Origin of the sequence: Ensifer sp. ENS09, assembly GCF_014852425.1 — a bacterium.
GTDB lineage: Bacteria > Pseudomonadota > Alphaproteobacteria > Rhizobiales > Rhizobiaceae > Ensifer.
On the sequence record NZ_JACVBP010000003.1, the window covers coordinates 1,107,040 to 1,124,779 of the forward strand.

A 17,740-nucleotide genomic window follows, 5' to 3' on the forward strand; every position below is an offset into this window, starting at 1 on the left:
TAATGTCGAAAAGGGAGCCGGCCTCAGGCCGGCTTCCCGTCCAGCACGAGATCGCCTGCCGGAAGGCGATACTTCGGAACCGTTGACGGCGCCGGCCCCACGCGCAGCACGTTGATGACCCGGTGTCCGGGTGGCAGCGGGAAGCGCTCGCGCAACGCCTGCGCAGCGGATGGCAGGTCGGCAAGCACCGCCATCGGCCAACCGGCGAAACCAAAGCGGGTGAAGCTCAGCCAGAAACGATAGAAGGCCTGTCCAGAGACGATCGGGCTCTCATTCTCCGGCCGGTGAAACAGGAGGCAGGCGGCTGCCGTCATCGTCTTTTCCGATTCCGCGACGAGCGCTTGGCCAAGCCCCAGGCGGTCGGCAATGTCGAAAAGCGGCGAGGCCAGGACATGTCCCGCCAACGCCCTTTCCAGTTGTCCCATCTGCAGCGCAGCGAGGTTGAGCCCGTCGGTGGAATAGGCCGGATGCCGGGGTGACAGCCGCATCCACTTTACGAGTTCATCGCGGAACGCGCGTTCACGCATGATTGTGAGGCTTGCGCGATCATTGAGCGACGCAATGAAGGCAAGGTCCTCGTGGCCGCAAGCAAGCCTCACATCGGCCGCCTCAGCGGCCCAGTGCTCAAGCCTCTCGATCTGTTCGGGTGAGGTTGGCGAGAAACGCGCTCGCCATGTGAAGCGCCGGGTGATCCACTGGGAAAGCGCCTGCGGCGCTGCGTCGTCGCCGGTAAGCTCCAGCCGTGCGGCCAACCGGTAGCCAGGTTTCCAATCCCGTAAATTGTCCGTCCAGAGATCATCGATCACCACACCGATCCCGCGGGCGGCGAGCGCCATCACCATGCCCTCAAGTGCCGCCCCACAGGAAAGCCCCATGTCGCGGCTGCTCGGATCGCCGACGCTCAGCTGCCGGGAGAGGTCGGCGGCGAGCAGGATGCGTCCCGCCTCGTCGAGCGCCCAACGGGCGGGCTGGGTGTTGTGGACGGAAGGGGCTAGGTTGGCTTCGGCCGCGAGAGCGGTGAGCATGGCAGCATCAACGCGCTTCATAGGGTCTTTCCGAAGAGATGCAGACGATGAAGCGGAGTTGCGCCTGCCTTTTCCGCCTGTCGCAGGCTTGCCGCGTTGACGTCCGCGATCCAGGTGCCGCCGGCGGTTTCGTAGCCGGCACGGCGCATCTCGCCCAGCACATGGGCAAGCAGCAGCGGGTTCAGGCCGCGTCCCTGATGTTCCGGTTTCACACCCTGGAAGATGATCACGGCGCGGCGACGCTTCAGGCGGTGCTTGAGCACGTGCCAGGGCGCAGTCAGCCCCAGTCGCGAGCCCATCGCCTTCAGCATCGGATTGACGTCAGGAATGGCGATCACCGCCCCGGCGGGCGCGCCGTCCTTTTCCGCGACCGCCGAAATGCGTGGATCCATGATCCACTTCATCTCCTTGGCCTGAAACTCGAACTCCGCCCGGCTGACGGGCACGAACATCGGATTGTCGGCGAAGCTCTCGTTGAGGATCAACCGGGAGTCCTCGAGCCTTCGTTCGAGCGTTGCGCGCCGGATCGGCGAAAAGCGGAACCCGTCGTCGAAAAGAGCGCGCATTTGCGCGCTGGCAAGCAATCCGTCGATCGCCACGGTGCGAATGTCGATTTCGAAAGTGGTCATCGGGAAACAGGGCGCATAGCCCCGGCTTTCCAGCAGGCGAGGCAGATAGGGCGGCCCCCAGACCTGGTCGGTATAGGGCGCGTTCTGGAAACCTCCGGTCATGACGCCCACCTGCTGCATGGCCGTCAAGTTGAAGTTTCCAAGGATCTCCCGAAATCCCTTCACGCGCGCCCAATCCTCTGCCCGCTCCAGAAGGGCGGCCGCGACCCGTTCGTCGTCGGCACAGTCGAAGTAACCGAAATAGCCGCGATCAAGCGCGAACTTTGCGTTCGATGCGCGATGCACATGCGCCGTTATGCGCCCGCGCACGGCACCACCTTCATGAGCCGTGAAAAAGGCGAAGTCCGCGGCCGAGTCGAAGAGTGGATTCGCCTTGGCGGAAAGGAAGCGCTTGAGGTCGCTCAACATCGGCGAGACATAGGGTGTCCGCGCGCCATAGATCTGAAAGGGCGCGGCGAAGAAGGCGTCGAAATCGCCGGTGCGGATCTCAATCATGAAGCGGATTTCTTTCGGAGATCAGCATCGCCATGCGCTGGACGACCTTCAATTCGGTTTCTGCACCCGGCGTGGCGGAGACGGAGGGCATGTTGAGCGCGATCAGCCGGAACGGCCGGTTGGACACCAGCATCAGGTGGGTTGCCTCGTATTTTTCGAGCAGCCAGGACATCTGCTCCGCATCCGCTTGAGAAAGGCTCCCCGTTTCAGCAATGCGCAGCAGCGGGCGGGCCGAAAACAGCGCTTTGACCGCGGGCAGGTCGAGGTCGCAGAGCTCATCTTCGCCAAGCAGAAGGGCGCCGTCGACCAAGGGATGGTTCTGCAGTTCCTTGAGAAAGCCCAGCGTGTCGTCGATGCGGTCCTCCGCCAGATGGCGGATCAGGCTTTGCCGCCTTTGCTCCATGCGCAGGCTGATGCTGTCCTTCCAGATCACGCCGAGCAGGGCGGCACTGAGGATGACGCTTGCCGCTCGTACCAGCGCGGCTGGTTCGAGGCTGTTTTCGACGCCGATGACGAGGGCCGCAAGGAGCGCAACCGAGAGAAGGATGACGAAGGAGACCACCGTGTCACGGTGCCCGACGGCGCGCTGGCCAAGGCTGATCAGCAGCCAGCACAAAAACAGGATGGCGACCCCGCCGAGCCGCACCGGCTGGTCGATGTAGACGGAGCGGAAGTCCGTCACGAGCAGCGGCAGGATCAGAAGCAGCGAGAGAGCAATGCGGTCGACGGCCTGGTTTTCCGCTTTCGACAGGCTCGTCCGATCGCGTGTCACGGTCATGTGTCCGGCAAGGGCGAATGTGACCAACTGGTAGAGGAACAGCAGTGTGACCCGCCAGGGTTCGGCGAATGATGCCGGCAGGAAGGCGAGGATGAAGAAGGTGGCCGCGCCGCCGGCCGCGATCCACTTCGTTGTTCTCGGCGCGTGCCGCCGCAACAGCCCTTCGGCAAGCAGGACGGTCGAGAGCGGGACGAGCCCTGCGGTTATGATCGTCGCGGCCTTAAAGATGAAAAGGTCTGTCCACCAGGCGAGCACCCGGCTCGCCATCAAGGCCGCCAGCACCTGCAGACCGAAGAGGAACCGACGGTTCAGCGGGCTCTTGGCGTCGAAGCTCCGGATCACGCCGATCAGCACGAGCAGACCGCCCAGCGCTGCCAGCGAAACGAAGCTATCGGCAATCAGCGAGGTGTTCATGACGTTGCCGGAGCCGCAAGTCGGGTCAGGTAGCGCCTGACAAGCGGGCGCAGCAGGGCCGCGACGAGCGCATTTCGCGGTCGCTCGACGCGCCCGGCATGCGGGTTGAAGAACCAGCCGCGACAATCGGCAGACTGTGGGCGGCCAAGGACCGCATGGATCGCCTCATAGGCCATCAATGTGCCCGTGGAGATCACCATCGGCGCGAAAGACATGCGGCTGCGGGTGCCGGCGATCACTTCACCGGCAAGCGACAGGTCGACATGGTGACGGGACGACGAATGTACCATCACATGCTCCGCCTCGCGCAGGAACGCCTCGGCCCGCTGGTCCTGCGTTAGCGCGTTCCAGGCGGTGCCGACAGTCGGATAGCCGAGCCGCTCCTCGGGCATCGGATCCTGCGGCCGCGTCACATAGACGGAGGGCAGCGGCGAGGCGTAGGCGTCGATTACCGTCCGGCCGTGGTCTCGTGACGTGCGATAAAGCAGCAGGCTGGCGCCGAGATCATCGGTTCCGTTGATGACGACATCCGCTTGCGCAATGATCGCATCGACATGGTCGGTCCAGTCCGGTCCGTAGACGGTGACATCAAGGCCGGGATTGATCTTGAGGCAAAGGTCGCGGGTCGCCTCCGCCTTCGGCATGCCGATCGTGTCGGCAAAACAGAAGACCTGCCGGTTGAGGTTCGAAAGCTCGAAGTCATCGATATCGGCAAGAACCAGCCGACCAATCCCGGCACGTGCTAGCGACTGGATACAGGCGCCGCCCATGCCGCCGGTTCCACAGACGAAAACGGTCGCCTGGCTCAGGCGCCGTTGTTCCGCTTCGGTGACGAAGCCGATGTTGCGTGTGGTGAAGGTCGCGTAGGAAAATTGGCTGTTCATCGGCTGGGCCTCAAGACGCCCCACTGCCGGCGGCTGTCGGCCCAATGCAACGCCGGCAGCACGAGCCTTTGTACGAGGATAACGGTACTTGCAACGGCAAGGCGGCCGAGCGCGTTGCGCGGCACGCTTTCCATGAGGTAGCGCTGCGCCGCATTGAGGTCCAACTGTCCGATCTGCAGCAGGTCGTCACCGCGCTCGTAGTCGAGTTCGGCGGCGCAGAAGTCGTTGTACTCCGCCTTGCGGTGTTTCGGTGCCGCCTCGAACGTCTTCTTCAGGTTGTCGGAACCGCCGGTATAGGCATTGGTGATGACGAAGCGATCGGCATCAAAACCGGCGTCAGGGCCGACTCCGAACACGTGGCGATGCGATTCCATGATGGCGGTGGCGATCAGCTGCTGGCGCAGCGATCTGCGTGCACCGCGGGTGGGTGCGGGAAAGACGCCGCTGAAGGTTTCGGCCACCATGCCGGCAACGGCCGGCACCTGGGTGACGTTTGAAATCCAGAGCGGGCGAAGCTGGTTGCGCAGAAAGAGAAGGAAACAGGTGAGGCCGTAGAGGATCCAGGAAAGTCCCTGGCTGCGAACCGCCGGATCGATCATCACAAGCCCCAGGTGGAGGACTTCGACCGGTTTGCCGGAGAGAGAGACCTGGAGGACGGGCAGTGCATTGAAGGCAACCGGCTCGCCGTCGGAAACCCGATAGACGAGCGTGACGATCGTTCGGGCGAGCGCATCGTCACGCTCGGAGAAGATGCCGTAGTCGAGCTCCCCGTCGGGAACCGATCGTTGCGCGACTTTTCGCAGTTCCTGCCGCAGCCTGGCGACCTCGCGCTCGTTCATCCATAGCCCGGGAGCCTCCACGATCCGTGCGCGGAAGTCTGGCGATGTCTTGAATGAAAGATCGAGGCGCTTCTTCAGAACGACCGATATCAGATTGTACAATGTCCCGTGTCCGCAGCTTCAATTCCGGAATGGAGCCTTCTGCAAGCTTCGGTCGCATCCTTGCCGAATAGGACAAACATTTGGTTTAATTCCCGGAAGAGATGTCGGGGCGAGAGCATTCCCGCTCCCGCCCGTCTGATCTTGCTCGGGTGTCAGTCTTGCTCTGGCGTCAGGCGCCTTCAGAGGCCCGTCGTCTTCAGCAACTGTTCCGGGTAGCGCTCCCCCTCGATCGGGATTGCTGCCGCCGCCGTTTCGATTTCCGCGAGATCGGCTGCCGTCAGCGCCACATCGACCGAGGCGAGGTTTTCTTCCAGGCGGTGAAGCTTGGTCGTTCCCGGGATCGGGACGATCCATGGCTTTTGTGCCAGAAGCCAGGCGAGCGCGATTTGCGCAGGCGTGGCGCCCCTGTCGTCGGCGATCCTCTTCAGGAGGTCGACGAGCGCCTGGTTCTTTTCCATCGCTTCGGGCGTGAAGCGGGGCAGGATCTTGCGGAAGTCGCCTTCGCCGAGCTTGGTATCCTTGCTCATCGCACCGGTGAGAAAGCCCTTTCCGAGCGGGCTGTAGGGCACGAGGCCAATGCCGAGCTCTTCGCAGGTTTCAAGGATGCCGTTCGTCTCCGGTCCGCGGGTCCAGAGCGAATATTCGTTCTGGAGCGTGGTGACCGGCTGGACCGCATGTGCCCGCCGCACCGTTTGAGCCCCGGGCTCCGACAGGCCGAAGTGCCTGACCTTGCCTGCAGCGATGAGGTCCTTCACGGCGCCTGCGACATCCTCGATCGGCACGTTCGGATCGACGCGATGCTGATAGAAGAGGTCGATGACGTCGACGCCGAGGCGTTTCAGCGATGCGTCGCAGACCGAGCGGATGTGCTCCGGCCGGCTGCTCAAACCCGACTGCTTGCCATCGACGATGTTGAAGCCGAACTTGGTGGCGATGACCACGCGGTCGCGCACGGGCTTGAGGGCCTCGCCGACCATCTCCTCGTTGGTGAAGGGGCCGTAGACCTCCGCCGTATCGAAGAAGGTCACGCCGCGATCAACCGCCTCGCGGATCAGCGTAACGCCCTCCTGCCTGCTGACTTTGTTGGCATAGCCGAAATCCAGGCCCATGCAGCCAAAGCCGAGGGCCGAGACTTCCAGGCCGGCTTTTCCGAGAATTCGCTTCTTCATGTCTTTTCTCCGTTCTTGATGGCGGCGAGCGCGCACGAGACCGGCCGGCGCTCTTTTCAAGAGGGCACGGCGGTTCAACGCGTCCTGGCCTGAATCTAGATCTCGCGGAGAAATTCGATTAGATGCTAAATCGAGTATGAACCTATGTTGTGGATTCATGAATGAAGCGAGATGAACTGGGCGATCTTGTCGCGTTCCTGACGGTCGGCGAGGAACGAAGCTTCACCCGCGCGGCCGCCCGTCTCGGCACGTCCCAGTCTTCGCTCAGCCATACGGTGCGGCGGCTCGAAGAGCGCATGGGCGTACGGCTCTTGACCCGGACGACGCGCAATGTCGTGCCGACGGATGCAGGGGAACAGCTGATGGAGACGCTGCGCCCGGCCTTCAACGACATTCGCAGCCGGCTCGACGCGCTGAGCGCGATGCGCCAGCAGCCGGGCGGGACCATCCGTTTAACCTCAAGCCGCCACGCGGCCGAGACGATCCTCATGCCCGCCGTGAAAAGGCTGATGGCCGAGTATCGCGAGATCAGTGTCGAGATCTCGATCGACCAGCGCTTCGTCGATTTGGTGACGGAACGCTATGATGCCGGCGTGCGGCTGGGCGAGAGCATCGAAAAGGACATGATCGCTGTCCGCATCGGTCCGGATCTCAGAATGGTGGTGGCGGGCGCGCCGGACTATTTTGAACGCTACCCCAGGCCGCAGACGCCTCACGACCTGACGGGGCACAACTGTATCAATTTGCGCCTGCCCACGCTTGGCGGACTGTATGCGTGGGAGTTTGAACGCGACGGTCGCCCGCTGAATGTCCGCGTCGAAGGGCAATTCGTCTGCAACGACGTGCCGATGATCATCGACGCGGCTCTGAGCGGCCTGGGCCTTGCCTGTCTTCCCGACGATCACCTGGGGCCGCTCGTCGAAGCGGGGCGGCTGGTGCCCGTGCTCGAGGATTGGTGCCCGCCTTTTCCCGGATTCCATCTCTACTATCCGAGCCGGCGGCTGCCATCGCCCGCATTTGCGCTGCTGGTCGAGGCATTGCGCTTTCGCGGCGGCTAGCGCTCCAAGCGCTGGGGTGCGCACGCTTTTAACGACCGCGAAGGGGCGAGGGAGCCGGGCAGAGCGCGGCTCCCCGTTGGTCCGTAGCGATATCAGGGCTGATAATCGGCCGGGGCGATGATCTTGCTGAAATCGTAGGTGGCGACCTTCTCGCGGGTCACCAGCAAAGCGGGGGCTTCGATGCGGCCTAGCACCTTGCCGCCTTCGATCGCGGCCGTCGCCTCGCGCATGGCATCGCGTCCCATCGACACTGCCGGCTGCAGGGACGCGCAAGTGAGCGTGCCGTTTTCAAGGGCGGCGCGCGCCTCGTCGTTGAGGTTCGAGGTCGAGACCTTGATCTTGTCGGTCGCCCCGGCCTGTGTCAGCGACTTGATCGACTCCACAGCCATGGTGTCGGCTGCGGTGAAGATGCCGTGGATATCCGGGTGGCTCTTGGTCCAGTCGGCCGCCGCGATGCCCGCATCCTTGGTACCGCCAGCCTTCTCGGCGACGATCTTGATGTCGGGGAAATCGGCTTCCATCGTGTTCTTGAAGCCGGTGACGCGGAGCTTTGCCCAGATCTCGTCCGGTCCGGCAAAGAGGCCGACTTCACCCTTGCCGCCGATGGCGCGGCCAAGGCAGATGCCCTGCAGGCGGCCCATGCCGATGTTGTCGGCGCCGACAAAGGATGTCAGCCGGTCCGATTTCGGCGGGACGGAGAGGGCGATGACCGGAATGCCCTTGTCGATCGCTTCTTCCACGGCCGGTCCGACGGCCGCGGCATCGGCGGCGCCGATGATGATGGCAGCGACCTTTTTGTCGATGAAGTCGCGGATCTGCTTGATCTGGACGTCGGCGGTGTCCTTGGCGTCGCCCTTGATGATGGCGTAGCCCTTTTCCTTGCCCGCAGTTTCGACGCCGTAGAGGCCTGCCTTCCAGAACGGCGAGCCGAAATAGGGGACGGTGACGCCGATGGTCTTTTGCGCCTCCGCGAACGCCGGGGCCGCAAGCGCGCTCGAAGCAGCCAGCGCCAGCGCCAATGTCATGTACCGTGCAGTCTTGCCCATGTTTTCTCCTCCAGAACTAGGGTCGTGAACTCGGTCGGTCAGACGGCAATACCAAAAATGTGGTATTCATTACGGTAATTATGTATGCACAGATTCAATATGGAATGCAAACTTATAAGTTTGCGCACCAGACTACACGTGTCTCTGCGCGATAATTCGAAAAGAGCGGAAGGGAACGGCGGGATCACTTGGGTCCGATGCCGCAGCCAAGGGATCGGAATGTGGCGCCCATGGGGCTCGCCGGGAATGCTGTGCTGTGAGATTTCGGACCGGGAACGCGGGCGCGCGGAAGCGACGCCCGACCGAACTTTCGTGTCGGGCGCGCCTATAATCTACGCGGCGAAATTGGTTCGACGGCAGGCCGCGTCGAAGACGTCGGCGTTACTTCGCGGCTTCGGTGAAGCGGCGCATGACGCCGGCGCTCAGGCGGGCGTTGTGTTCCGAAAGCGCCGCATAGGCGCCGCCGGCGTCGTTGGCCCTGATCGCGTCGACGATCTTCTGGTGTTCGTCGAGCGACTGCTGCAGGCGGATATCGGCCGGGCCGGCTTGGTGCTGGCGGAACGGCGCGAGCCGCGCGCGAAGATCGACCGCCATGGCAGCGATCGTCTGGTTGTGGGCGCCGCGGCAGATCGCATCGTGGAACTTGCGGTTGATGTCGCGTGCGCCTTCGATGTCCTGGTTTGCCACGCAGTCGGCATAGAGGCGGTGCAATTCATAGAGCTGCTCGCGTTCCATGGCCGTCATGCGTTGCGCGGCAAGCCGCCCGCAGGATGCCTCGATCTCGCATTCGGCCTCCAGCATGTCGGCCATCTGCTCGACGTCGATGCGGGCGACGATGCCGCCGCGACGCGGGTTCATTTCGATCAATCCGCGCGCGCCAAGCTCACGCATCGCTTCGCGAACGGGCGTCCGCGACACGCCAAACTTCTCGGCGATCGTCTTTTCTTCGAGCTTTTGCCCAGGCACCATCACGCCCTTGGCGATCTCGTCGGCAAGTTGCTGGTAGATCTGGGAGGCAATCGTTGTCATGCGTGCAGCTTTCCTGTCTTCACGACGCAGTCAAGGCCGGCTACGGTCAGGAATCGGTTTAATGACCGCATCCAATTTATGCAAGTTGCGCCGTCAGGGCGCCACCGGCGCTTGCCGCCGCGAGGTTGTTGATGAGGGCATCGATCTGGGCCGCATCCGAGGCGGGTGAGCGGCCGGCCATATGCGGCGTCACGACGAGGTTGGCAAGGTCGCGAAGCGCAAGCGGCAGGGTCGGTTCGCCTTCGAAGACATCAAGCGCGGCTCCGGCAATCGTCCTGTCACCGAGCGCCTGGACGAGGTCCTCGGTGTTGACCACCATCCCGCGGGAAATGTTGACGAGAAAGCCCGTCGGGCCGAGTGCATCGAGCACGGCGCGGTTGACCAGGTGGCGCGTCGAAGGCCCGCCCGGGCAGGCGACGACCAGAAAGTCGCTGACCTTTGCCAGGGATACGGCATCCGGCAGATGCGGCTGGGTGACGCCCGGCATGGGCTCCGGCGTCGTATAGGAAACCCGCATGCCGAAAGCCTCGGCGCGTCGGGCGATCGCCTGGCCGATATTGCCGAAGCCGATCACCCCCAGTCTTGCGCCCGAGAGCGTCGGCCGCGGGGAGCGGATTGTTGCCCAGCCGCCGTCGCGCAAGGCACGATCGCGGTTGCAGATGTCGCGGGAGACCGCAAGCATCAGGGCGAGCGCGTGATCGGCGACCGTTTCCATGTTGGTGTTCGGGGCGTGCGTGACGCGCACGCCTCTTTGTCGGGCCGCCTGAAGGTCGATGTTCTCGTAGCCGGCGCCATAGGAGCAGACCAGTTCGAGCTTCGGCAGGCTCGCCATCTGTATATCGCTAAGGCCGGTGCTGCCATTGGTCACGACAGCCCAGACGGCGTCGCCATCGAGCGACGGTGATCCGCTGCCCAGTCCGTTGGGCAGCGCGATCACGTCGTAGTGGCTGGATAGTCGTGACAGGCAGGCTTCCGAAACCGGTATGGAAACCACGATCGTCTTTCTGGTCATGTCACTTTCTCCAGTCGTTTTGCCCCCTTCGCCTGGCGAAGGGCATGGTTTGTTTCACCGCGCCATTTTGGGCTGACGCGATGTCACTCAAGTCTTTCAGGCGGCGTTGACGTTCTTGACGGCACCCTTCCAGCCATTTTCCGTGACGTCGAAGACGATGCCTTCGGGCGTCTTGTACTTGACCTCGTAAAAGACGTTCGGGCTCGATTCCTTGCGGCCGGCCATGTAGGAGCCGCCGGCGGCGCGAACGAGCTCGTCGGTTTCCTCGACGGAATCGACCCACATGCCGAAGTGGATGAGGCCGTTGTAGTCCTTCTCCGTTTCAAAGCCCGGAACCGGCTCTTCGCCGAAGTTCAGGAGGGCGACGTTCATGATGCCGTCGGTCATGTAGACGCCGCGCATCGCCTGGCCCGCGCGGGTCATGCCGAATGCCTTTTCGAAGAACTGCGCAGCCGCTTCCGGGTCGGAGACGGCGATGGCGAGATGGCGCAACTTTGCCATGTGAACTTTCCTTTCTCTGCAGATGAGCGCGGCGCGACATGCGCCGGGCAACACGGCTGAAATCGATCCGTGTATGCAATTAGTAATCTGTGTATGCAAAATGGTTGTCAAGTGTGATTTTGGGTGTTATCGAAATGCACGCTGATGACGACGCGCGGATGCCGCGCCGTCAGCGAGGCTTGGAGGAAGTCGATGCGATTTGAAGGGTTGTCACCGGCGGAGAAGGACCGGTTGCGGCAGGTTGGGACGGTTTGGAACGACGACCTGGCGGCAAGCCGTAAGGTCGTTCTCGATGTTTACCGGCCGCATGCCGAAGCGAGCGTCGCGCGCCAGCCGCTGGTGGAGCATCGCGACATTGCCTATGGGCAAGACAGCGCCCATCGGCTCGACGTCTTCGAAAGCGCCCATGTCTGCGCCGGTGGCCGTGTGCGCCCTGTCGTCGCCTTCGTCCATGGCGGCGCTTTCACCCGCGGCTCTAAAAGTGGCGACGGGCTGATCTACGACAATGTCCTGCGCTGGTTTGCTCGCCAGGGGTTCGTCGGCGTCAACATCGAATATCGGCTCGCACCCGGTGCGCAGTATCCAGAGGGCGCGCGCGATGTCGCCGCAGCGATGGATTGGATCGTCGGCTCGATCGGCGCCTATGGCGGCGACCCGCAATCCATTCTTCTCATCGGCCACTCTGCCGGCGGCTCTCATGTCGCAAGCTATCTGCTGGATCCGGCCGTCGGACGGCTGCCGCATCCGGCGATCAAGGGGGCGGTACTGATCAGCGCTCGGCTGAGGGCCGATTGCCTGGCGGACAATCCGAACGCCGCCAATGTGCGTCAGTACTTCGGCGAGGATGTCGGCACCTACGACGAGAGGTCGCCGGTGGCCTTTGCCGGGTCACGCGATCTGCCCGTGTTCATTGCCGTTGCCGAACATGAGAACCGTTACATCGATGCCTATGGCGCGGAATACGCCCAGCGTCACGCGATGCGCCGGGGCAAGGCGCCGCGCTTCGTACAGCTGAGCCAGCACAACCACACCTCCATCGTCGCCCATTTCGATACCGGCGAGGACGAGCTTGGACGCGAGATCATCCATTTCGCCCGGGAAGAGTGCGGCTTCTTCCCCTGCGGATTGTCCTGTCAAAAGGGAAAGTGAACATCATGAAGCCAGAACTGCCTTCCGTCTATGCGCCGGTGCTGACACCGTTCAAGCCGGATCTGAGCTGCAACACACTGCGGTTCATCGAACACTGCCGCTGGATCGTCGACCAGGGTGCGGGCCTTGCCATCTTCGGCACCAACAGCGAGGCAGCGTCGCTGTCGCTGCGCAAGAAGCGGCAGTTGCTCGACGATGTCTTGCAGGCGGGGATCCCGGCGCGAACCCTGATGCCGGGTGTGGGCGCCTGCAGTCTGGAGGAAACGGTCGAGTTGGCGCGCGCAGCCGTCGACGCCGGCGCACCGTCGGTGCTCGTGCTGCCGCCGTTCTTCTACAAGCCGGTTTCGACCGAGGGGCTTGCCCGCCACTACGGGCATCTGATCGAGGCCATCGGCTCGGATCGCCTGTCCATCGTGCTCTATCATATTCCGCAGTTCACCGGCGTGCCGATCACCATCGAGCTGATCGAGACGCTGCGCGGGCGCTATCCCGCCAATATCTCGGGCGTGAAGGACAGTTCGGGCGATCGCGACACCCTCAACCGTTATCTCGAGGTCGGCAACGGCTTCAAGGTTTTCCCCGCTTCCGAAATCCTGCTTGGGGAAACCATCGAACGGGGCGCGGCCGGCTGCATTTCCGCCACCGCGAACGTCAATGCCAAGGCGATGGTCGATGCGGCTGCGGCCAGCGGGAAACATGGCGCGACCGTCGCCTTTGCCCCTGTCGGGCCGGTGCGCGCGCTGTTCCAGCAGTTTCCGATGATCCAGGCGATGAAGATCATGATGGCGCGCCACACGGGCGACGCCAGCTGGCGCACGGTGCGGCCGCCCTTGATGGAACTCGACCAGCAGACCGAGCAGAAGTTCATCGCCGCCTGTACGGAGATCGGCTTTAGGCCCTGGACCGTCGTCAGGGAAGACGCGTGAGCGTGCCGGGTACGGCTGCGGTCAAGCCGCTTGCCAACTATGCCGAATTGCGGCGGGCAGGCGGTCTTCTTTTCCTGTCGGGGATCAGCGCCCGGCAGGCGGATGGCACGATTTCCGGCACGCGGGTGGCCGCCGACGGCAACCGCGTCCATGATGTCGCGGTGCAGTTGCGGACCATCCTGCAGAAGGCCTCGGACACGCTGGAACGAAACGGCGCTCGCCTCGATCACCTGGTGGACGTCACGATATTCCTGACCGATATGGCCGACTACGGCGCCATGAACGAAGAGTATAACCGGTGGTTTGCCGCCGGCGGTCCGGCGCGAACGACCGTTGGCGTCCGCGCGCTTCCGCATCCCGACATGGTGGTGGAGTTGAAGGTCGTCGCGTCCGCGGCCGGGTAAGCGATAACAGTTGAAATTCCTGACCCCCGGCGCGACGGCGCCGGGGGTTTTCCTTTTAAAGGACCGTGCAGACTTCGTCGAAGGCGAAGCGGGGATGCCGGGGAAAGAGCTTTGACGGATCGCCATGCCCGATGCCGCAGATGAAGTTTGATTTCTTCTGCGTCCCCGCAAAGAAGATGCCATCGACCGCGGCGGCGTTGAAGCCCGATATCGGGCCGCAGTCGAGCCCGACGGCACGGGCCGCCAGCATGTAGTAGGCGGCCTGAAGCGTGGCGTTGCGAAAGGCCGTGTCGGCGACGAGATGCGGGTTGCGCTCGAAGAAACCCTTGCCGTCCGTGTGCGGGAACAGGAAGGGCAGGTGCTCGGCGAATTCGAAGTCGGTCGCAAAGATCGCAACGACCGGGCAGGTCATCATCTTGTCGACATTGCCGGCGGCAAGCGCCGGCCGCAGCCGCTCCTTTGCCTCCTGGCTGGTGAGATAGAGGATCCGCAATGGCGAGCAATTCATGCTGGTCGGGCCCATGCGGGCAAGCTCGTGAACGTGCTGCAGCAGTTCGGGTGGTACCGGCTGGTCGAGCCAGCCGTTCTGGCTGCGCGCTTCGGTGAACAGTCTTGCGAGCAAGGTTGCGTCAGTCTGGGCGTGCTGCATGCTTTGGTGGTCCATGGGATCTCCTTGAAGGTCAGGGGTGGTTTTGTGGATGGGCGTCGGCGGCGGCCATGAGGCTGTCGACGAGATCGCGGTTGACGAGCGGGTCTGGGCGTTCGGCCTGTGGACCCTTGGCTGCGGTGAAACTCGGCCGCTGCCGAACCCTGTCCGCCCAGTCGGCAACGCGCGGAAACGGAGCGATGAGCGCCTCCATGGCGAGCCGGTCGAGCCTGTCGACAAAGGCGGCCATCGCCACATCGGCAAGTGTGAAGTGATCGCCGGCAAGCCAAGGCGCGTGCAACAGATGATTTTCCATGCGCGCGAGCACAGACCGGAAGACGGCGATCGAAGCGAAGACGGTTGCGCCATCGATCGGTGCCGCGACGGCTTGCCGGTAGGCGTCGGCGCGGGCAGCAACCGGGTGCCTGTCCATCGCAGCCGTGACCTCGCCTGGTGATAACTGTCGAAGCCGTGGCTTCAGGATGAGATTGAATGTCGGCGGCCTCACTGCCGGGTGAACGACCGTGTCCTCGAAATTTGTCCAGTCGCGCACGCGCCGGCGGACCGCGGCATCGTCCGGCAGAAGTGCGCCTGCGGCGAACGCATCGAGGCGTTCATTGATCTGCGACGACTCCGTGACGATTTCGCCGTCGATCCGCAGCGCCGGAACGAGGCCTTGCGGATGGATCGCGAGATAGCCGGCATCAAGATTCTCGAAACGCGAGAGGTCGATCCGTCGCGAGACCCAGGAAAGGCCGAGTTCCGCGAGGCATAGGCGCACTTTGAAAGACTGGATCGATCCCCATTCGTGAAACAGTTCGAGCCGTCGCTTCCGCATTTCGTCCTCATTTCGTGTGCACTTGTTGCTTGACAAGAATACATAAACACGAAATTGTATGCAACATGGATACCGACAACGAGGGAAGGAGATGTCTGGTGGTTTGGCATGCGCTGGGGCAAAGGCTCATCAGGGAGGAAGTTCGGCCGGTCATCGTGACCGAGCAGGGCGTCTATGATCTCGACCTGGTTTCTCGGGTTCTGCAGCAGCCGGGCGAAGCCTGGAGCAAGTGGCTCGCAGGTGGGATCGAAGGCATGCTCAGCGCCTGGACCGACGTCGAGCCGGCGCTGGCCGGTCTGGCCGAACGTGTTGTCGACAGTGGCCGCAAATTCGAACCGCTGGGCACGGGCACAAAGCTTTGCGCGCCCTATCGTCCGGTCAGGATCTTTGCTACCGCTTCGAACTATGTCGAGCATGCGCAGGAGATGGGTACGGTGCTGGCCGCCAAGTCCGAGAGTCAGCCCTTCGTCTTTATGAAAGCGGATTCAAGCGTCATTGGCCCGGACGAAGCGATCATCCTGCCGGCGCGCGCCGAAAAGGTCGACTGGGAGGTCGAGCTTGCTGCCGTGATCGGCATCGGCGGCCGTGACATTCCGGTCGAGCGCGCTCTCGACCACGTTGCCGCTTACACGGTCATCAACGACATCACCTCGCGCGACCTGACCCGGCGCACCGACTTCCCGTTCAAGCACGATTGGTTTCGCGGCAAGAGCTTCGACACGTTCGCGCCGCTCGGGCCCTGGCTGGTGCCGTCCGATTGCGTCGGCGACCCGCAGGATCTTCGCCTGACGCTCGATGTCAACGGCACGCGCAAGCAGGACGACAGCACCGGATCGATGATTTTCTCCGTCGCGGAGCAGATCTCCTACCTGTCGTCTATTCTGACGCTGCGGCCGGGCGATCTGGTCGCGACAGGAACGCCCGACGGGGTAGGCATGGGGACCGGGGAGTTCCTGAACGCCGGCGATATCGTGACGGCCGCCGTGGAGAAGGTCGGCACGATCACCAATCCGATCAGAGGAGCTCGGATCGAATAACCAAGGCCAACAATGGCTGAACTGAGGAGGACAGTATGGCTCGTAAGTTTGGGAATTCACTGCGTCTGGCTGCTTTGGCTGGAGCATTCGCATCAATGGTGACGGCCGCTTCGGCAGCCGACAAAATTTCGTTCAACATGTCGTGGCTACCGCAGGGCAGCGTCGGCGGCGTGCTGGTGGCCAAGTCCAAGGGCTTCTACGACGAGGCCGGGCTCGATGTTTCGGTCTATCAGGGGTATGGCGGTCAGCGCACCGTCAACGAAATCGACCAGGGCCTGTTCGACATCGGCTACGGTGATCCGGTCAGCGTTATCCTGAACCGCGTCAACGGCGGCAAGGCCGTTTTCGTCGGCTCGATCAACACGGTCTGGCCGGGCGCTCTCTGCTACCTGCAAAAGGATGGCGGCAAGGAAATGACGCTTGCCGACTTCAGCGGCAAGTCGGTCGGTGGCGGTGCCACGTCTCCGGTGCAAAACATCGTTCCGGCCTGGCTGGAGCAGAACGGCCTGCCGAAGGACCATCTGAAGCTCTTGCGCATGAACCCGGCCGTCATCACCTCGTCCTTCCTTGAAGGCCAAGTCGATCTCGCCGAGTGCTGGGAAGGCGCGAGCCTTGCCATCCTCAATGAGAATGCGGGCGAGACCGGCAAGAAGATCGGCATGATCAAGTACCGCGATTTCGGCCTCGACATGTATGGCAGCGGCTTCGTCACGACCGAGGCGCTGCTTTCGGAAAAGCCCGAGGTGGTCGACAAGTTTCTCGACGCTTCCTATCGCGGTTACGACTACATGGCCGCGCATCCGGAAGAGGCTGCCGACCTGATCGTCAAGCAGTATCCGACCTTGAAAAAGAGCGTGGTGCTGGAGCAGATCCGCCAGATCAATGCGCTCGTTCGCGATCCGCAGGCGGAAAACAAGGGCCTCGGCTTCGTGCGGGCCGACCGCATGGAAAAGACGATGAACTTCGTGCGTGAAGCCTTCGTCGTCGACGACAGCATCAAGACGACCGACCTTTATCGCAACATCAGTCGCTAGAGCATTCTGCCCGCAAGTGACATCGCTCGCGGGCGGAAAGATGCTCTAGAATCAGAGTGCTAGAGCGTCCTTGGTGCGTTCCTATGGACGTGTGGCGCTCCAGAAAGTCCGTTCGGTTCAGGGAAGAGGAACATGAAGAAGAAGATAAATGTGAGGAAGCTGGGCCATATGGTCCTGATGGTCCGCGACATCCACAAGTCCGTCGAGTTCTATACCAATATCGTGGGCCTCGAAGTGTCCGACTGGATCGAGGACAAGATGGTCTTCCTGCGCGCGGGCGCCGACCACCACGATCTTGCCCTGTCGCAGATCCCGGCGGACTCACCCGATTTCAACGACCTGCCACGCTACACGCGGCCCGGCCTGGAGCATTTTTCCTACCTGGTCGATAGCCTGGAGGACATGGAAGCCGCGGCCGAAATGCTCCAGGAGCGGGGCGTCGAAATCGTCCGCGGTATCGGCAAGCACGGTCCGGGCGCCAACTGCTTCCTCGTGTTCAAGGACCCCGACGGCAACAACTGCGAAATCTACTGCGACATGATCCAGGTCACGGAAGACAGCCCGCACACCGCAAGGGTGTGGGAGCGCAACATCGATGCTTTCGACCAATGGCGTTTCAAGCGCTTCGTCGTGCCGCCGCCGCATCAGGTGGTCAAGGACAAGCAAGGACAGTGACCTCCAAGGCGCCGGGTCAGCCCGGCGCCTCTCACCAAATGCCTGCCAAT

At 62.9% G+C, this 17,740-nt stretch carries 19 protein-coding genes; 7 read left to right on the plus strand and 12 right to left on the minus strand.

Annotated features, from left to right (window positions below):
- Positions 1-23: 23 nt before the first annotated feature.
- From IB267_RS20315 to IB267_RS20340, 6 genes are all read right to left on the minus strand, one after another.
- Positions 24-1,046, minus strand: coding sequence for a hypothetical protein (locus IB267_RS20315; protein ID WP_192449195.1), 1,023 nt, complete (start codon positions 1,044-1,046; stop codon positions 24-26).
- Entirely contained in the window at positions 1,043-2,149 is a 1,107-nt protein-coding gene (locus IB267_RS20320; RefSeq protein WP_192449196.1) for a GNAT family N-acetyltransferase, read from the minus strand. The genes IB267_RS20315 and IB267_RS20320 overlap by 4 nt, the downstream gene beginning before the upstream one ends.
- Complete coding sequence (locus IB267_RS20325; protein WP_192449197.1) at positions 2,142-3,341, minus strand: hypothetical protein; 1,200 nt, start codon at positions 3,339-3,341, stop codon at positions 2,142-2,144. Before IB267_RS20325 ends, IB267_RS20320 begins: the two co-directional genes overlap by 8 nt.
- On the minus strand, positions 3,338-4,225 hold the full coding sequence (locus tag IB267_RS20330) for a ThiF family adenylyltransferase (protein WP_192449198.1): 888 nt from the start codon (positions 4,223-4,225) through the stop codon (positions 3,338-3,340). The genes IB267_RS20325 and IB267_RS20330 overlap by 4 nt, the downstream gene beginning before the upstream one ends.
- Positions 4,222-5,166, minus strand: coding sequence for a hypothetical protein (locus IB267_RS20335; protein ID WP_192449199.1), 945 nt, complete (start codon positions 5,164-5,166; stop codon positions 4,222-4,224). Before IB267_RS20335 ends, IB267_RS20330 begins: the two co-directional genes overlap by 4 nt.
- A 179-nt stretch (positions 5,167-5,345) precedes the next feature.
- Positions 5,346-6,335, minus strand: coding sequence for an aldo/keto reductase (locus IB267_RS20340; protein ID WP_192449200.1), 990 nt, complete (start codon positions 6,333-6,335; stop codon positions 5,346-5,348).
- Positions 6,336-6,496: 161 nt separating this feature from the next.
- On the opposite strand from IB267_RS20340, the gene IB267_RS20345 reads away from it, so the two are divergent.
- Positions 6,497-7,393 (plus strand): LysR family transcriptional regulator, encoded by an 897-nt coding sequence (locus IB267_RS20345; protein WP_043623957.1) that lies wholly within the window; start codon positions 6,497-6,499, stop codon positions 7,391-7,393.
- Positions 7,394-7,485: 92 nt separating this feature from the next.
- Here IB267_RS20345 and IB267_RS20350 read toward each other — a convergent pair whose 3' ends face one another.
- The 4 genes from IB267_RS20350 to IB267_RS20365 all read right to left on the minus strand — a co-directional run bounded on the left by IB267_RS20350 (position 7,486) and on the right by IB267_RS20365 (position 10,981).
- The gene (locus IB267_RS20350) at positions 7,486-8,439 is read right to left on the minus strand and encodes a sugar ABC transporter substrate-binding protein (RefSeq protein WP_192449201.1); all 954 of its coding nucleotides are present in this window, start codon (positions 8,437-8,439) and stop codon (positions 7,486-7,488) included.
- Positions 8,440-8,820: 381 nt separating this feature from the next.
- On the minus strand, positions 8,821-9,468 hold the full coding sequence (locus IB267_RS20355) for a GntR family transcriptional regulator (RefSeq protein ID WP_043623951.1): 648 nt from the start codon (positions 9,466-9,468) through the stop codon (positions 8,821-8,823).
- Positions 9,469-9,544: 76 nt separating this feature from the next.
- The gene (locus IB267_RS20360; RefSeq protein WP_192449202.1) at positions 9,545-10,480 is read right to left on the minus strand and encodes a 2-hydroxyacid dehydrogenase; all 936 of its coding nucleotides are present in this window, start codon (positions 10,478-10,480) and stop codon (positions 9,545-9,547) included.
- Between the two features lie 96 nt (positions 10,481-10,576).
- The gene (locus tag IB267_RS20365) at positions 10,577-10,981 is read right to left on the minus strand and encodes a VOC family protein (RefSeq protein WP_043623945.1); all 405 of its coding nucleotides are present in this window, start codon (positions 10,979-10,981) and stop codon (positions 10,577-10,579) included.
- A gap of 192 nt (positions 10,982-11,173) precedes the next feature.
- On the opposite strand from IB267_RS20365, the gene IB267_RS20370 reads away from it, so the two are divergent.
- Genes IB267_RS20370 through IB267_RS20380 form a run of 3 tightly spaced genes read left to right on the plus strand, consistent with a single transcriptional unit; the run spans position 11,174 to position 13,460 of the window.
- Positions 11,174-12,130: an alpha/beta hydrolase gene (locus IB267_RS20370; protein WP_192449203.1), complete on the plus strand. Its 957-nt coding sequence runs from the start codon at positions 11,174-11,176 to the stop codon at positions 12,128-12,130.
- Between the two features lie 5 nt (positions 12,131-12,135).
- Positions 12,136-13,056: a dihydrodipicolinate synthase family protein gene (locus IB267_RS20375; protein WP_192449204.1), complete on the plus strand. Its 921-nt coding sequence runs from the start codon at positions 12,136-12,138 to the stop codon at positions 13,054-13,056.
- Positions 13,053-13,460, plus strand: coding sequence for a RidA family protein (locus IB267_RS20380; protein WP_192449205.1), 408 nt, complete (start codon positions 13,053-13,055; stop codon positions 13,458-13,460). Before IB267_RS20375 ends, IB267_RS20380 begins: the two co-directional genes overlap by 4 nt.
- A gap of 55 nt (positions 13,461-13,515) precedes the next feature.
- Here IB267_RS20380 and IB267_RS20385 read toward each other — a convergent pair whose 3' ends face one another.
- Positions 13,516-14,124, minus strand: coding sequence for a malonic semialdehyde reductase (locus IB267_RS20385; RefSeq protein WP_371742575.1), 609 nt, complete (start codon positions 14,122-14,124; stop codon positions 13,516-13,518).
- Positions 14,125-14,140: 16 nt separating this feature from the next.
- Complete coding sequence (locus tag IB267_RS20390; protein WP_192449206.1) at positions 14,141-14,944, minus strand: glutathione S-transferase family protein; 804 nt, start codon at positions 14,942-14,944, stop codon at positions 14,141-14,143.
- A 98-nt stretch (positions 14,945-15,042) separates the two neighbouring features.
- Here IB267_RS20390 and IB267_RS20395 point away from each other — a divergent pair, with 98 nt between their 5' ends.
- The 3 genes from IB267_RS20395 (at position 15,043) to IB267_RS20405 (ending at position 17,690) form a co-directional block, all read left to right on the plus strand.
- Complete coding sequence (locus tag IB267_RS20395) at positions 15,043-15,981, plus strand: fumarylacetoacetate hydrolase family protein (protein ID WP_371742576.1); 939 nt, start codon at positions 15,043-15,045, stop codon at positions 15,979-15,981.
- A 35-nt stretch (positions 15,982-16,016) separates the two neighbouring features.
- A complete protein-coding gene (locus tag IB267_RS20400) occupies positions 16,017-17,015 on the plus strand; it encodes an ABC transporter substrate-binding protein (RefSeq protein ID WP_192449208.1) in 999 nt (332 codons plus the stop codon).
- A 132-nt stretch (positions 17,016-17,147) separates the two neighbouring features.
- Positions 17,148-17,690 (plus strand): VOC family protein, encoded by a 543-nt coding sequence (locus IB267_RS20405; protein WP_043623933.1) that lies wholly within the window; start codon positions 17,148-17,150, stop codon positions 17,688-17,690.
- Positions 17,691-17,740: the final 50 nt, after the last annotated feature.

Excerpts from the sequence above, each read along its gene's own strand:
- IB267_RS20315 (WP_192449195.1), bottom strand. The coding sequence starts at position 1,046 with ATGAAGCGCGTTGATGCTGCCATGCTCACCGCTCTCGCGGCCGAAGCC.
- IB267_RS20320 (WP_192449196.1), bottom strand. The coding sequence starts at position 2,149 with ATGATTGAGATCCGCACCGGCGATTTCGACGCCTTCTTCGCCGCGCCC.
- IB267_RS20325 (WP_192449197.1), bottom strand. The coding sequence starts at position 3,341 with ATGAACACCTCGCTGATTGCCGATAGCTTCGTTTCGCTGGCAGCGCTG.
- IB267_RS20330 (WP_192449198.1), bottom strand. The coding sequence starts at position 4,225 with ATGAACAGCCAATTTTCCTACGCGACCTTCACCACACGCAACATCGGC.
- IB267_RS20340 (WP_192449200.1), bottom strand. The coding sequence starts at position 6,335 with ATGAAGAAGCGAATTCTCGGAAAAGCCGGCCTGGAAGTCTCGGCCCTC.
- IB267_RS20345 (WP_043623957.1), top strand. The coding sequence starts at position 6,497 with ATGAAGCGAGATGAACTGGGCGATCTTGTCGCGTTCCTGACGGTCGGC.
- IB267_RS20350 (WP_192449201.1), bottom strand. The coding sequence starts at position 8,439 with ATGGGCAAGACTGCACGGTACATGACATTGGCGCTGGCGCTGGCTGCT.
- IB267_RS20355 (WP_043623951.1), bottom strand. The coding sequence starts at position 9,468 with ATGACAACGATTGCCTCCCAGATCTACCAGCAACTTGCCGACGAGATC.
- IB267_RS20360 (WP_192449202.1), bottom strand. The coding sequence starts at position 10,480 with ATGACCAGAAAGACGATCGTGGTTTCCATACCGGTTTCGGAAGCCTGC.
- IB267_RS20365 (WP_043623945.1), bottom strand. The coding sequence starts at position 10,981 with ATGGCAAAGTTGCGCCATCTCGCCATCGCCGTCTCCGACCCGGAAGCG.
- IB267_RS20370 (WP_192449203.1), top strand. The coding sequence starts at position 11,174 with ATGCGATTTGAAGGGTTGTCACCGGCGGAGAAGGACCGGTTGCGGCAG.
- IB267_RS20375 (WP_192449204.1), top strand. The coding sequence starts at position 12,136 with ATGAAGCCAGAACTGCCTTCCGTCTATGCGCCGGTGCTGACACCGTTC.
- IB267_RS20385 (WP_371742575.1), bottom strand. The coding sequence starts at position 14,124 with ATGGACCACCAAAGCATGCAGCACGCCCAGACTGACGCAACCTTGCTC.
- IB267_RS20390 (WP_192449206.1), bottom strand. The coding sequence starts at position 14,944 with ATGCGGAAGCGACGGCTCGAACTGTTTCACGAATGGGGATCGATCCAG.
- IB267_RS20400 (WP_192449208.1), top strand. The coding sequence starts at position 16,017 with ATGGCTCGTAAGTTTGGGAATTCACTGCGTCTGGCTGCTTTGGCTGGA.
- IB267_RS20405 (WP_043623933.1), top strand. The coding sequence starts at position 17,148 with ATGAAGAAGAAGATAAATGTGAGGAAGCTGGGCCATATGGTCCTGATG.